Source organism: Streptomyces sp. NPDC020379 (assembly GCF_044387105.1).
Classification (GTDB): domain Bacteria; phylum Actinomycetota; class Actinomycetes; order Streptomycetales; family Streptomycetaceae; genus Streptomyces.
Map to the genome: position 1 here is coordinate 31,203 of NZ_JBIRVR010000027.1, position 13,023 is coordinate 44,225.

Below are 13,023 nucleotides of genomic sequence, written 5' to 3' on the forward strand. Positions count from 1 at the left end.
CACCCCGAACACACCAGGAAAGGAAGAGCCATGACCATCCTCCGACCGGTATTCGGTCGCATGTCCGCCCCGCGCGTCCTGGGCACGATCGCGGTGGCCTGCCTGTCCCTCGCGGCCACCGTCACGGTATCCGCGCCCCCCGCGACAGCCAAGCCCGGCGCGGTGTGTGACGGCGTCAGCTGCAACGGCAAGGACCCGGGGCAGACCGGGTGCGGCAACGACGCGAGAACGGTGGCAACGAAGCAGGACCAGAACGTCACCCTCGAACTGCGGTACAGCCCGTCATGCCACGCCAATTGGGCGCGTATCCACCCCGGCAAGTTGGGCTGGAACTTCACCGTTTACAACGACAACGGAGACAAGCAGAGTTTCCGGGCGCTCGGCAGCGATTCGGCCTGGACCGACATGGTCAACGGATACCCCAAGTCGTGGGCCTGCTTCGACAACGGGGCCTGTACCCCCAAGGCGTGAACGCACGCGAGCCGCGCCGCCGGGCCATGCCCGGCGGCGCGGGCATCGTCGAGGTGAGCGGGGCGTCTCGGTGAGGCGGTCTCCGGGTTGCTCGTCGCCGGGAGGAGTGGAACACGTGGGCAGTGGCACCTCGTCCCTGGCACTTGGCCTGCGCATCCGTGTGGTCGCGGGGAGCACCAGGGGCAGGCGACGTGTCGTCGATGTACCCGTCTCGCCGCTGACCGCGGTCACCCTCCTCGGCCGTCCGGTCCCCGAACTGAACGGCACCGTTCCCCTCTTTGGCGCCCCCGCTGTGCCCCGGCGAGGACCGTCTTGTGGACGCGGTCCGCCGTGCCCCGGGATGGCGGGCGGGGTTCGCCGGTCTCGACCGCCCCGTCGGCCTCCGGCACGAACAAGGACAACAGCCGGATCCCGAAGTCTTCCTCGCCCGGCACGGCTGGGTGTCGTTGCCTTGGAGGACCTGCTGCCGCAGCCGGCCGACTGGACGAAAGGAATCCGGGCGCTGTTGGCTCCACCGATCGGTGGACCGGCCGACTGGCCGGGCAATCCCCTTGGCGGGGGATGCCGCCGGTACGCCCCGGGATCGCATCCTGGGGCGGATGTCCGTGCGCGAAGCGCGGTTCCGGCTCCTGGGAGGCGGACGTGGTGAAGCACACCGGACAGCACACCGGCCCCGGCTCCGGACCGTGCGGATCACCTCGGACCGGTATCCGCGGCCCGGGCCCATGACGCTCCGGTGCTCCGAGCCCGGATGCCGGTCCGGACGGATCCCGCTGCCCTCACCCGCGGCCGCAGCGGGCCATTTCACATCCCACGGACACGCGGCCGGACCGGTGCCACCGGCGACCGAATGCCGCTGCGGCAAGGAGAACTGCTCGTGGCACGTCTGGTTCATCCCTGGATACCAGGGGCGGGCTGTCCACCACGTGATCATCCACACCTGCGCGGGCCGCGTATGGCGCCTCGCCGAGATGTGCGCGCACTGCGCCAAGGCCACGGCTACCCTCGGCGGCACCCCGGCCGAATACCTGCTGGAGGACCCCGAATCCTCCTTGGCGACGCCTCCTCCCGGCGCGCGGTACGACGGGCGCGTGCACGCGGCATGGGTCCTCGGCTGCGAGGGATTCTCCGCGGAGTGGCTGGCCCGCACGCTGGACCTGCCCTACGAGGACGCGGCCCGCATCCACAGCCTGGCGCATCCCCCACACCCGGGGGCAGGTGCGGCCACCAGAGACGGCGCGTCGGTTCGCGACGAGGCGGACGTCGCCCATAGATCACCCGGCCGCCCGGCGGCGGCTTCCGGGCACGGGGCCCGGACACCGTAGGATCGCGCCCATGGACCGGCCCAAGCGCAGACCGGCGCTCGCCGACGACCCCATGCCCGCGGCGGTCCTGGGGCTGACCATGGCGACCGGAATGATCGACGCCATCAGCTTCCTGGGCCTGGGGAAGGTCTTCATCGCGATGATGACCGGCAATTTCATCGTCCTCGGCCTCGCGTTCGGCGGTGCCGCGGGCTTCTCCGGTCCCGGCCCGGCCCTGGCCATCGCCGGCTTCGCACTGGGGATCGTCATGGCGGGCCACGCCGAGCGGCTCGCCGCCCAGCGCGCGCGACGCCATTGGTTCTTCCACGCCATGGCCGTCGAAGTCCTCCTGCTGGCCGCCGCGCTGGGACTGTCATGCCTCGCCCCGCCCACCTCGGCCGCCACGCAGTACACCGTGATCGTGGTGCTGAGCCTGGCCATGGGGGCGCGCAGTGCCACCGTCCGCAGACTCGGAGTGCCGGACCTTCCGGTCACCGTCGGGCTCACCGGCGCCCTGATCGCCCTCGTGCACGACTCCAGCCTGCTGGGAGGCGACAACGAACACGCGGCCCGCAGACTCGGCACCGTCGTCGCCCTGGCCCTTGGTGCCACGATCGGTGGCGCTCTCATGGTGCGTCTTGGGCTGCGGTGGTCCCTGCTGGCGGTGCTGTGCACGGTCGCTGCCATCACCGGGGCCGTCCGGGTTCACCCCGCGGGGCCACGAGCCGCCCGCTGATGCCGTCCCAATGCCGTGGGTGGACGTTCAATCGGTCACTGCTGCGACCACCATCGGCACCGGTCTGGTGTTCGCCCGGGCTCAGTACGGATCTGTGGTACGGCCCGTACTCGGGGACGGGCAGCGCCATCGAGGTGAAGGAATGTCAGAGCACCTTCGATGGTGACGGCTGCGGTGACCAGAAGAGCAGCCGGACGGAGCCGGTGCCCCGTCAGCTTCAGCTTGTCCTGATGCTCCACGCGGCTTCTTCCAGTGGTCCGGACGATGAGCGCCAACTCCCTGGAACCGGCCAGTGATTGCCGTCACCGACGTGGCGCTCCGGCCATGCTGGATGACTGGGGGCGACGTGCCAAGGGTCTCTCAGACCTGTGAAAAAGCCCTGGTGAAAGCCGCGGCTCAGCGCGCTCCGGGGGCAGGGCAAGAGCGAGGCTTGTGGATTGGCGCCGGCCTGGGAACAAATGGACCTGGCACTCACCCATCGTGTGGTGCCCGGTGACCCTTGGTCCGGCCACCTGGATTCCCCTGCCGGGGGTGCCGTTACGGCGGTGCTCCCGGCATCGCCCCGGGCTCTTTGCCGGACGGCCGTCACTCGCGCTTGGCCTGCGATCGGTTGAAGGCGACGACGGCTCCGCGGCCTCCGAGTTCTTCGCGGTGGCCCCCTCCGCGGCGATGGACAAGCTGCGCTTGTGACCTGCCCGTCACCGGAATTATGGCCTCCATCACATGAGTAGGGTCCACTCCCTGGTGAGATGACCGTATGCGAAGAGCTGCTTCCCTCTTGTCGGCTGTCGGCGCGACCGCCCTCTTGCTCACGGCCTGCGGCTCGGAGCGCACGGGTGCCGGGACCTCTGGCGCCCCCGCGTCGGTGCCGCCGTCCCGTACGCAGGTCGACGATCCAGGCAAGGACGGCGTACGGATCACCTCACTGACCCTCCCGTCCGCCTCCCCCGCACCCACCCGCAGCACTTCCGTCTCCGCGGACAGCCTCGCCACGGACTCGGGGATCGTTGCCTCCTTCGAGGTCACCAACGAGGGCACCGAGACCTTGACCTACTCGGTCATCGTCACCTTCATGAGCAGTGATGGGGAAGCGATGGCCAACCAGACCGCAACCGTGCGCGACGTCCGCCCAGGGAAAACCGTGAGGAGTACGGTCCGGGCCGGACAACTGCCGTCCTCTGCGCCGCGGGTGACCCAGGCCAAGGTCTTCAAAGTGTCCAAGGTCCCTGCGGGCGAGGCGCCGACCGAGCCCGGCACGTGCCCCACCTCCGGGATCCGCGTCAGCGCCGACAACGGGGATGCGGCTATGGGACCGCGCGTCGTGGGCCTGCATCTCGACAACTGCGGCACGCGCAGCTACACCGTGGAGGGCTACCCGCTGCTGGAACTCCTGGACAGCGACTTCAAAACCATCCACGGCATCAAGACTCTCCAAGGCAGCGACGAGATCACCGCGGGCGCCGGGCCCGATCAGCAGCCCCGCCCCGTCACGCTCAGCCCCGGCGAGTCGGCGGCCGCGGCCCTGGTGTGGCGCAACACCACCGAGTCCGGCACACCAGTGAATGTGCCCTACGTGCGGGTCCGGGCGAAGGCAGGCACCGACCCGGTCACGATACCTCTGCACCTCGACCTGGGAACCACCGGAAGGCTCGGCATCAAACCGTGGGCGAAGGCTGAGCACTAGCCCGATTCCTCAAAGGCGGTACTCAAAACGGCGTCGGAGTGTGCGTGTTGGTGGCGCGGGGCGGCCCCAGATTCAGGGTTTAGCACGGGCGTTGAGCTGGGCGGTTGCGATTCTGGTGGCGTGGTCGGTCTCGTCGGGGTCGGCGAAGGACTGTCCTGCCCGGGCCGCTTTGCGGAAGAGGCGCCACCAGCCCTCCTGGAGGTTCCGCCGGCACACACCGCCGGGGATGAGGGCGTGGGAGATCCTCGGGGGCCCTCCGACCACTCACGGGTGGCCTTGCTGTTGCGGGAGGAGACGGCCATCGTGATCTCGTTCCCGTCGGCAGTCCGCAGGGCGCCGTGGATCCAGGTTTTCTCCGGTCCGCGGGCATAGTCGAGTCCGGCCTTGATGCGGTGGCCGTCGGGCGACCAGCCCGGGACCGGCGGGAACGTGCGCGGGATCACCGGGCCGAGCCCGCCCGCGCAGATCACCCTGGCATCGGGTGACGGGTTCGTATACAGGCCGACGATCCTCGTCCTTCTGGGCAGACGGCTGGTGATCCAGGACCGGGTACAGCGCCAGCACACGCCCTCGGCCAGGAAAATTCTGCGGACCTGGGAGCGCTGGATGTCGATGCCCGGGCACCGGGCCGCCTCGGCGAGGGTATCCAGGGCCCACTCCCCCGGAGCCGATTCGTCCTCGGCGGCCAGGTCGCCCCAGGGCTCCCGCACCAGCCGACCCGGCAGGTCGCAGCCGACCAGCGCGACGATCCGCGACCGTGCGGCCTCGGTTATCCGCCGCTTGCGCCCACAGCCGGGACGGTCACCGAGCCCGTCCAGGCCCTGGGCGCTGAACCGGTGCAGCCACTTGCGCACCGTCTTGTGATGACACCCGAGCCGGGACGCTATCACCGGAACACGGTCGCCTTCCCGGCTCAGCACGATGGTCCTGGCCCGCAGGATCCAGTCCGCCGACGCATGCCGGGCACCGGCCAGCCTGCGAACCTTCACCTCCTCCGCCACGTCCCCGGCAGGACAGGCCGACACCAGCTTCGGCACTGCAACTCGCCCCCGAGCAGCCCGAACCGACACCCCCACACCCCTACAACTACCCTGCCAGGCGGAATCGAGCACTAGTCTGACAAACCGGGACGTGAACGCGGAATCCCGTGACCTTATTTGTCAGTGAGCGCCCACCCTCCCGGGACAGGATGAAAGACGCCTCACTCAGGTGTGCAGAGCAGGGTGAGCAGTCCCGACTCTGCCGAACCCCCCGCCCAGTGACGTGCCGCCAAAGCCCTTGGAAGTGGCATCCGGGGCAGGAGAACTCCGGTCAGTTCCCTTGTGGCACCAGGGAGCGGGGCGCCTGCACTGGGCGCCGATCGGCTGGATTCTCCCTGTCCGGCCTCCGATCCGCTCAGCATTCTGTGGCACGGCACACACCGGATCCGAGCGAAGGGAACAGGACCATGAAGAAAACCCCCCGTCTGATGGCAGTGTTGGGTGCGGGCGGCCTCGTGGCGGGCAGCCTCCTGACGGCCTCGTCGGCGTCGGCAGGCCAGAGGGGCGCGGACGGTAAGTCCGTCATGGCCCAGCCGCACCTCACGACCGCGCAGGACATTGTGAGACAGACCTCGTCTGCGGTGACGCTCAGTACCAGTGGCGGGGTAGCCACGACGCTGGCGTCCGTGACGGTGGACGCCGGTTCGTATGTGCTGGCCGGCAACGCGACGCTGGTGTACTGGGGTTCGAGCGACTACAGCCGCTGCACGCTGTACGCGGGTGAGACCGCCCTCGGCGGGGCCGCCACCGTCGTAGGAAACCCTGCTGGCGCGGGCAGCGCCGGCACGGGCGTCTACGCGGCCACGGTCGCCGTCCACGGCGCCGTCTCCGCCACGAGCCCCACGACCGTCAGCCTGCGGTGCCAGCACGACAGCAACCGGGACTCGGCCCCCTATGTGGACCCCACAGCGACCCTGTGGGTGCACAACACAGGCAGCTTCGGCCTGGCGAAGCGATAGGTACCGGTGCGGCCGGGCCATCACCCGGCCGCACCATCAGTCAACCGGCGTCCATCCACCCCTCGATCGCACCCGGCGTGCACGACAGCGCACCGGACAGCAGCCGGAACGCCGTCCGCGGTGACGACGAGGTCGCCCTCGATCCGCACCCCGATGCCCCGCAGTCCCGCAGTCCCGCGGCAGGTGGTGTCGTCTGGCTGGAAGTACACCCCCGGTTCGACCGTGAGCACCATGCCCTCCCCCCAGCACGCCGTCGATGTAGGCCGAGGGCCGCACGAAGGTGGAATACGCGAGCTCACCGGTCTCACGGCCGAAAACGCAGATGCGCCCCGCGCTGAACATGCGGGCCACAGCACACCGCATGGGCTCCAGAACCTCCTCAGCCGGGCCCGGTGGGACGCTGACGAGGTCCGCGACGACGTGCAGGCATACGTCGCCGAGCGGCTCGGCGAGGACGACGGTGTTCTGGCATCGACGAGACGGGCTCTCTCAAACTCGCAGTCCGCCACGAGGCGACCGTCCTAATCGCAGCCGTCACCGAGTGGCTGTGACCCACGGCCGTCATGCGGACGGATCCGCGTTCCCACGCCTCAGCCAGTTCGCTGCCGCGGAAGACGCAGACGAAGTCGTCCTCGGCAGTTCATTCCTTGAGCTTGGACCAGACTCTCTCCAGGGCTTCGATGTCCGCTTCGTCCAGTCGGTCGTCGAAGACCTCGCGCAGGGCCTCCCGGCGGGTGGCGTCGGCTGCGGCGAAGGCCGCCCGCCCCTCGGGGGTGAGGGCGATCCGAACCGAGCGGGCGTCAGCAAGGGAGGGGACGCGGGCGACCAGCCCCCGGGCCTGGAGAGAGTCGATGACCCGTGAGACCTGGCTCCGGCTCAGCAGGGTCTTGGCCCCCAGGTCGGACGCTGCGACGGGTTCGTTCTGCGCGTTCAGCCAGAGCATGACCTCGAACCAGGAGAGCGGCAGATCGTGCGCACGGGACAGTGCCGCGTCGACCCGGCCCGCCAGTGTGGTGCCGGCCCAGATGAGGCCGTAGAAGGCGTGGTCTCGGTGACTGAGGTCGCCCAGGGTGATGTCGGTTCGCGCCATGCCGCTCAGACTATCTACTTGTGTGTGTACACACATAGACATACTGTGTGTACACACACGCAAATTCCATCGATGCGGAGCGCCATGAACACCCAGGACGATGCCATGAAGACCGTTCTGATCACCGGCACCTCGTCCGGGATCGGCCTGGCCACCGCCGTGGCCGCGGCCCAGGCAGGCATGCGAGTCGTCGCCACCATGCGCGACACCGCAAAGGCCGGGCCGCTGCGCCGCGCCGCCGTCGAGGCCGGGGTTGCCGACCGCGTCGAGGTCCTGCACCTGGATGTGGTCGACCCCGCGTCCGTCGCGTCCTGCGTGGCGGCGGCCGTCGACCGGTACGGACGGCTGGACGCGGTCGTCAACAACGCCGGCGCCGGCCGGGTCGGCACCATCGAGACCAGCGGGATCGACGAAGTCCGCGCCACCATGGAGGTCAACTTCTTCGGGGTCGTCGAAGTCACCCGCGCCACGCTGCCCCATCTGCGTGCCTCACGAGGCCGGCTGATCACGGTCACCAGCGTCGGCGGTGTCGTCGGTCAGCCCTTCAACGAGGCATACTGCGCAGCCAAGTTCGCCGTGGAGGGCTTCATGGAGTCGCTGGCCCCCGTCGCCGCCACGGTCGGTGTCGACGTCACTGTGGTCGAACCGGGCGCGGTGGCCAGCGAGTTCGTCGCCAACGCGGCCCCGGACCTCCCCGCACTGCTGAACGCTGCCGGCCCCTACGCCCCTGCCCTTCAGGCGTACATCGACCGCACGATGAAGTCCTTCGGGGCGGCGCAGACCGCTGACGCGGCGGCCGCGCCGATCCTCGACGCGCTGACGACGGAGAAGCCCGTGTTCCGGGTGCAGACCTCCGACTGGGCCCGTGAATTCGCCGGTACCAAGCTCACCGACCTGGACGGCTCCGCGGTCCAGTCGCTCACCGACACCTGGGTCCGATAACTCGGCCCCCGCACGCTCATGCGAGCCAACCGAGGAGTACTTTCGATACACGGCCAATTGCCGTAACAGGGCCATCTGACAGGCCCGGCCTGGGCCCAGGGCCGGATCCCGACCTTGGCTTCTCTATCGGAAAGCCTCCGGTCTGTTTCCCTGGCGTGTGAGGCGTTCCATCTGGCGGGGAGAGTCGGAGAGAACCGCATCGGCTCCCAGGCGCTGAGCGGCCAGGTAGTCCGCCGGGGTGTTGATACCGAAGAAGACGACGGTGACTCTGTGGTGCCGGCGGACGCAGGCACAGGTTCTCTCGTCCCACATGGTCGCTCCCTCGACTGTGCTGACTCCTTCGCCCAGCGTGCAGGTTTCCCGGAGTTCGATGTCACGGTGCAGCTCGAATCCCACCCAGCTCCCGCTGCGGGGTGGTGACGGGCACTCCCCCGTGAGGCGGCAGGCCGCGAGCCGGTCCCGGGTACGGTCACGGGCCTCGAAGGCCCGTGCACGGGGGTGGGCGGCGACGGCAGTGAGAGGGGCCCTCTCCGTGCAGTAGAAGCGGCAGCGCTCCCATACCGGCAGCCCGCGTTCCTCCAACCCGTCCAAGGCCGTGAGCACGTCGGTGGTGGCGCCGGGGTCAGCGGTCTTCATGTCCAGGATCACCGGCATGGCCCGGGGAACTGCTGCCAGTGCCGCTTCGAGGCTGGGCAGGGGGATCGGCACGCCGCGGTAGGGGTGCTCGCCCGCCGGGTCCCGAAAGGAGAATCCCGCGTTCAAGGCGGCCAGCGTCCGGAACGGCGTATCGGCCACCTTCCCCGAGCCCTCCGTGAGGGCCGCGAGATCGGCGGGCCGGTAGAGCACCGGCACACCGTCGCAGCTCACCTGGACGCTCAGCCACACCATGTCGGCCCGATGCTCCACTGCCCCCTTGAGGGCCAGGAGCGTGTTCTCCGGGAAGTCGGCACCACCGCCGCGATGCGCGATGATCCATGGCCGGTGATTCATGTTCCCGCGCCTCCCTCCCGTCTCGGACACAAAAACGGCCCCTGGAGCCATCGTGCTCGGCTGGAGCCTGCGATTTCATCCGTCGATCAGTCGATCGGTCGGGCCTACCGGCGTCCACCGGTCGGTGCCCCGCCGGAGCCAGCGGCTGTCGTTCGTCGCGAAGGTCTCCCGTGAGGGGCGTCGAGGGCGGAGCAGCCGCTGCGCCTGCGGCCGCGCGCGGAGCCTTCCGCCCGTTTGCTCGTGATCAGCAGGAGGACGGCCAGGCCGCATCCGGCCATGACACCCCATGCGGGCCGGACCGCGTGGACGAAGGTGATGAAGCTGTTCTGTGCACGGTTGTGGAGGACCGCGGACCGGATCGCGACTCCCTCTACACCGGATTCGTTAGCCCCATCGCGCTGACCGCCCAGGTAACGTCAGTGCGTCCGCTGGCATCCCCCGCGGGGCCGCTTGTGCACATGTGGCCCTGGCCACCGGCACTACCAGGGCCCTGAGCCTGCCGGCCGACCGGAACCAGCTCCCTCACACTCGGCGGCGCCTCTTCCGGCACCACAGCCGTACCTGGCCGACCGGGCGGACGCCTGCGCACAGATCCTGCCGCGCCTCCCCCCGACTCGCGCACGGACGGGTGCGAGTGCTGGCGGCACAGGTCGGCGGGCCGGCGGACGCCTACCCGGGCGAGGGCCCCGAATTCCGCCAGTGGCATGCGGTCCGCCTGACCCGTGCCGCCGACGAACTCCTCAGCCTGCCGTGATCGTCGGCCTCCGCCCGGGGCAGCCGCCCAGCGCCTTCCCCCTTCTCGCTCACCCGGCCTCTCATACGCCACGCCATCGAGCCGCAGGCAGTTCGCGGTCGTGGACGCCCTGGTCGTAAGTGAGCGGGATCCACTGGGTGCGGCGCCAGTAGCCGGTGCGGGCGGTTTGCCGGCGCCGAGGCCATGGGCCGCCAGGACCAGGGTGCCGCACCCGGCTGTTTGGACAAAAATGAGAGGCAGCGGATTGGTCGGTGCCGGCGGAAGTCCCTGGCCGTCCGCCGCTCGCGGCGGCAGTGGCGTAGGCGGCTTCACGGACCCTGATCTCCGGCAGTCCGACCAGCGCGTGAAACTCCTCGAATGACACCAGCCGGTCAGTCCTGTACGGATCACGATATCCAGGACCAGCCGCACGGCCCGCTCGGTGAGCACCTTCGGGTATTGCTTCGTCTGACGGACTCGATCCGGCCAAAAGAAAGCTCGATCAATCCGAAACGGTTCACCCGGAACCCTCTGGCACACGCACTCGGCCTCGTCGCGCCTTCGGAGTGCATCGAGCCCTCATGTCTGTGGACATCTCCTGTGCCCCTCCCGACACTTCCGGCATGTCGCTGTCCCGTGCTTCCGAAAGCGCGAGAGATGCCGAGTCGACCGTGTGGGCGCTGCCACCACCCCCTCTCCGCGCGGGCATCCACCACTACCGGGGGCTGCGGGCACGTGCCGCCCCCGGTAGTGGTGGCATGGAATTGCGTGCCGGAACTGTCGGCCCGGTTCTCCCCTTCTTGGGCCTCGTCCCAGCGAATCCGGCGGGCGGCCCGGTGCGTTCGGCCGGACAGCACCCCTTCCAGGTACCGACGGCCGGCCTGACGATCCGAGCGGCACTCGGGCAGCACAGGGGCAGCGCCTACGCGGTGACCGCGCTGCTCGACCCGCTGACCGCCTACACCTTGCTCGGTCTTCCTCTGCCGGAGATCGCCGGATCAGTCGTCGAGCTGTCCGACCTGCTCAGCCCCGGTGAGTACCGGGAAATGGCGGCCCTGCGCAGGGCCGCGGACTGGCCCGCTCGCTTCGCGGCAGCCAACCGCCTCCTGCTCGCGCGTCACGAGCGTGGCCCCCGCCCCGCCCCGGAAGTACTCAGCGCATGGCACGACCTGCACACATGCGCCGGACAGATCCCCATCGCCCGGCTGGCACGCAACGTCGGATGGAGCGAGCGCCAACTGCAGCGACGCTTCCGCGAACAGATCGGCCTCACCCCCAAGGCAGTGGCCCGCGCAGCACGCCTGCACCACGCCCTGCACCTCTTGCGCCTCGGCCGGCCGGTAGCAGAGGCGGCGTACCGCAGCGGCTACTGCGACCAGGCTCACTTCACCAACGACTGCAAAGCCCTGACGGGCCTGACCCCACGTCAACTCTCCTCCCTCCCCTGCGGCGAGCCTGGTACTCCCGTACCGCCACCAGCCCCATAGGACTCCCCCGGCCGCCCCCTCGCCGCACATGGAACACGCGCGTCGGATTCTTGCAAGACACCAACTGACGCGGAGAGAAACAGTGGTGAGCAGTCGGCCGCACCCATTTCGCGTTCAGCTCGGAAGGGAGTACGCACATGAGAACCGGTTCAGCACGAACACTCGCCCGCTCGGCCCTGATCGTCTGCGCGGCAGCCACCGCAGCCGTCGGGATCAGCCTTCCGACCGCAACAGCCCGCAGCACGGAGGCCGTGTCCGTGGACTACACCTGCACCGGCTTCGGCAGCCCCATCGCCCTGATCGCCCAGGTCACCGTCGACGCGCCCGCCAGCATCCCCCGGGGCGAGACCGCCCCTCTGCACATGACCCTGGCCACCAGCATGACCGCGCCTCTGAGCCTGCCGGCCAACCAGGTGACCGGTACCAGCTCCCTCACACTCGGCGGCGCCTCTTCCGGCACCACAGCCATCACGGGTATGACCAACCCCGCCCCCATCACCGCCGGCAAACCCATCGCACTGACCGGTGGCACGGCCGCCGCCCAACTCGACACCCCAGGCACCACCACCTTCACCCCCGGCAACATGAGCTTCACCGCCATGGGCATCACCGTGAACTGCACCGTCAACGGCACCCCGCCCATCGCCGCCAGCACCGAAGTCACCGCATAACACCCCCACAACACTGTGCCTTCCTCAGCTGACCACAGCGGAAGGCACAGTGACGTTTCTCAGGGATCGCGGACACTGTGTTCGCGGCGGCGCTCGCCGCCCGCACCGGGCAGGTCGTCGCACCCGGGGGCAGTGCCCGTTTCCTCGCCCCGTACCCGGTGGGGATCCTGAGCCGGCCCCGGCTGTCCGAGGTGCTTGAGCGCCTCAGTGTCCCTACCGTCGGCACGTTCGCGGCACTGCCTGCCGAACGGGTGCTGGCGCGGCCGGAGTGCCTGTGCCCGGCTGGAGACCGGCGCCGAACTCACCGACGGGCGGCAGCCGGCCAGGATGTTCCAGCACGAGGGCCGACTCTCCGCGTCGGCCGTGGCGCGGACGGGTGCGCGGGGAGCTGCGGGCATGGTCCGCTGCTGGAGACCTTGGCCCCGGCGGCGGGGAGGGCGGCATCGTCCGGCTGACGCTACGTCGACGAGGCCCTCACCACGTCCCGGGTCCGGGCCCCGAACCGGCCGCACTCCAGCGGGACCGGCTGGGCCCCCGTCCCAGGTGAGCTGGATGGCACGCACCATCGCCGGGGAGCTGGGCGCGAGCAGGCTCGTGACCTCGGTGCCTATGCCGGTGACTCCGCGAGGCGTTCTCGCCGGGTTCGGAAGGCGCGGAAGGGACCATCGCGACGCTGAATGAGTACCGGTCGGTTCGGGAGACACCACGGCCCTCCTCGCGGGCCGGCCGTGGCCGTCGCTCACCGCTGGTCCAAGCAGGGTGTCGCCAGGGAGGGACTTGCCTGTGCCCGGCTGCTCAGTTCACGTTGTCGTTGACCGCCTGTGGACCTCTCGGCCTCTGAGTGATCTCGAAGCTGACCTTGGCGTTCTCGTCCAAGGTCCTGATTCCATTCTGGAATCAGGGCTCGATCCGGACT

General features: G+C 69.6%; 13 protein-coding genes. 8 read left to right on the plus strand and 5 right to left on the minus strand.

Features of this window, described 5'->3' with window-relative positions:
- Positions 1-30 precede the first annotated feature (30 nt).
- The 4 genes from ACH427_RS27910 (at position 31) to ACH427_RS27925 (ending at position 4,195) form a co-directional block, all read left to right on the plus strand.
- Entirely contained in the window at positions 31-471 is a 441-nt protein-coding gene (locus tag ACH427_RS27910; protein WP_398873763.1) for a DUF2690 domain-containing protein, read from the plus strand.
- A gap of 926 nt (positions 472-1,397) precedes the next feature.
- Positions 1,398-1,796 (plus strand): hypothetical protein, encoded by a 399-nt coding sequence (locus ACH427_RS27915; RefSeq protein WP_398873765.1) that lies wholly within the window; start codon positions 1,398-1,400, stop codon positions 1,794-1,796.
- 10 nt (positions 1,797-1,806) lie between these two features.
- A complete protein-coding gene (locus tag ACH427_RS27920) occupies positions 1,807-2,511 on the plus strand; it encodes a YoaK family protein (protein WP_398873767.1) in 705 nt (234 codons plus the stop codon).
- Between the two features lie 757 nt (positions 2,512-3,268).
- A complete protein-coding gene (locus ACH427_RS27925) occupies positions 3,269-4,195 on the plus strand; it encodes a DUF4232 domain-containing protein (protein WP_398873769.1) in 927 nt (308 codons plus the stop codon).
- On the opposite strand, the gene ACH427_RS27930 is transcribed toward ACH427_RS27925, so the two are convergent.
- Positions 4,192-5,232 (minus strand): helix-turn-helix domain-containing protein, encoded by a 1,041-nt coding sequence (locus ACH427_RS27930; protein ID WP_398873771.1) that lies wholly within the window; start codon positions 5,230-5,232, stop codon positions 4,192-4,194. The genes ACH427_RS27925 and ACH427_RS27930 overlap by 4 nt on opposite strands.
- A gap of 410 nt (positions 5,233-5,642) precedes the next feature.
- On the opposite strand from ACH427_RS27930, the gene ACH427_RS27935 reads away from it, so the two are divergent.
- Positions 5,643-6,194 carry a hypothetical protein gene (locus tag ACH427_RS27935; RefSeq protein WP_398873773.1) on the plus strand — a complete coding sequence of 184 codons (552 nt, stop codon included), beginning with the start codon at positions 5,643-5,645 and terminating at the stop codon, positions 6,192-6,194.
- Positions 6,195-6,214: 20 nt separating this feature from the next.
- Here ACH427_RS27935 and ACH427_RS27940 read toward each other — a convergent pair whose 3' ends face one another.
- Together ACH427_RS27940 and ACH427_RS27945 are read right to left on the minus strand one after the other, a co-directional pair.
- Positions 6,215-6,427: a M24 family metallopeptidase gene (locus tag ACH427_RS27940; RefSeq protein ID WP_398873775.1), complete on the minus strand. Its 213-nt coding sequence runs from the start codon at positions 6,425-6,427 to the stop codon at positions 6,215-6,217.
- Between the two features lie 407 nt (positions 6,428-6,834).
- Positions 6,835-7,284, minus strand: a complete 450-nt coding sequence (locus ACH427_RS27945; RefSeq protein ID WP_398873777.1) for a MarR family winged helix-turn-helix transcriptional regulator — start codon at positions 7,282-7,284, stop codon at positions 6,835-6,837.
- Between the two features lie 84 nt (positions 7,285-7,368).
- Between ACH427_RS27945 and ACH427_RS27950 the strand changes: the two genes are divergently transcribed.
- Positions 7,369-8,226, plus strand: a complete 858-nt coding sequence (locus ACH427_RS27950) for an SDR family NAD(P)-dependent oxidoreductase (RefSeq protein WP_398873779.1) — start codon at positions 7,369-7,371, stop codon at positions 8,224-8,226.
- 123 nt (positions 8,227-8,349) lie between these two features.
- Here ACH427_RS27950 and ACH427_RS27955 read toward each other — a convergent pair whose 3' ends face one another.
- Entirely contained in the window at positions 8,350-9,216 is an 867-nt protein-coding gene (locus ACH427_RS27955; RefSeq protein WP_398873780.1) for a glycerophosphodiester phosphodiesterase family protein, read from the minus strand.
- A gap of 1,533 nt (positions 9,217-10,749) precedes the next feature.
- Here ACH427_RS27955 and ACH427_RS27960 point away from each other — a divergent pair.
- A complete protein-coding gene (locus ACH427_RS27960; RefSeq protein WP_398873782.1) occupies positions 10,750-11,436 on the plus strand; it encodes a helix-turn-helix domain-containing protein in 687 nt (228 codons plus the stop codon).
- Between the two features lie 137 nt (positions 11,437-11,573).
- Complete coding sequence (locus ACH427_RS27965) at positions 11,574-12,107, plus strand: hypothetical protein (RefSeq protein ID WP_398873784.1); 534 nt, start codon at positions 11,574-11,576, stop codon at positions 12,105-12,107.
- A 795-nt stretch (positions 12,108-12,902) separates the two neighbouring features.
- On the opposite strand, the gene ACH427_RS27970 is transcribed toward ACH427_RS27965, so the two are convergent.
- Entirely contained in the window at positions 12,903-12,992 is a 90-nt protein-coding gene (locus tag ACH427_RS27970) for a cold-shock protein (protein WP_398873860.1), read from the minus strand.
- Between the last annotated feature and the right edge of the window lie 31 nt (positions 12,993-13,023).

What these genes read in the sequence shown, in the direction of transcription:
- ACH427_RS27910 (WP_398873763.1), top strand. Translation starts at nt 31, where the DNA reads ATGACCATCCTCCGACCGGTATTCGGTCGCATGTCCGCCCCGCGCGTC.
- ACH427_RS27920 (WP_398873767.1), top strand. Translation starts at nt 1,807, where the DNA reads ATGGACCGGCCCAAGCGCAGACCGGCGCTCGCCGACGACCCCATGCCC.
- ACH427_RS27925 (WP_398873769.1), top strand. Translation starts at nt 3,269, where the DNA reads ATGCGAAGAGCTGCTTCCCTCTTGTCGGCTGTCGGCGCGACCGCCCTC.
- ACH427_RS27935 (WP_398873773.1), top strand. Translation starts at nt 5,643, where the DNA reads ATGAAGAAAACCCCCCGTCTGATGGCAGTGTTGGGTGCGGGCGGCCTC.
- ACH427_RS27940 (WP_398873775.1), bottom strand. Translation starts at nt 6,427, where the DNA reads ATGGTGCTCACGGTCGAACCGGGGGTGTACTTCCAGCCAGACGACACC.
- ACH427_RS27945 (WP_398873777.1), bottom strand. Translation starts at nt 7,284, where the DNA reads ATGGCGCGAACCGACATCACCCTGGGCGACCTCAGTCACCGAGACCAC.
- ACH427_RS27950 (WP_398873779.1), top strand. Translation starts at nt 7,369, where the DNA reads ATGAACACCCAGGACGATGCCATGAAGACCGTTCTGATCACCGGCACC.
- ACH427_RS27955 (WP_398873780.1), bottom strand. Translation starts at nt 9,216, where the DNA reads ATGAATCACCGGCCATGGATCATCGCGCATCGCGGCGGTGGTGCCGAC.
- ACH427_RS27965 (WP_398873784.1), top strand. Translation starts at nt 11,574, where the DNA reads ATGAGAACCGGTTCAGCACGAACACTCGCCCGCTCGGCCCTGATCGTC.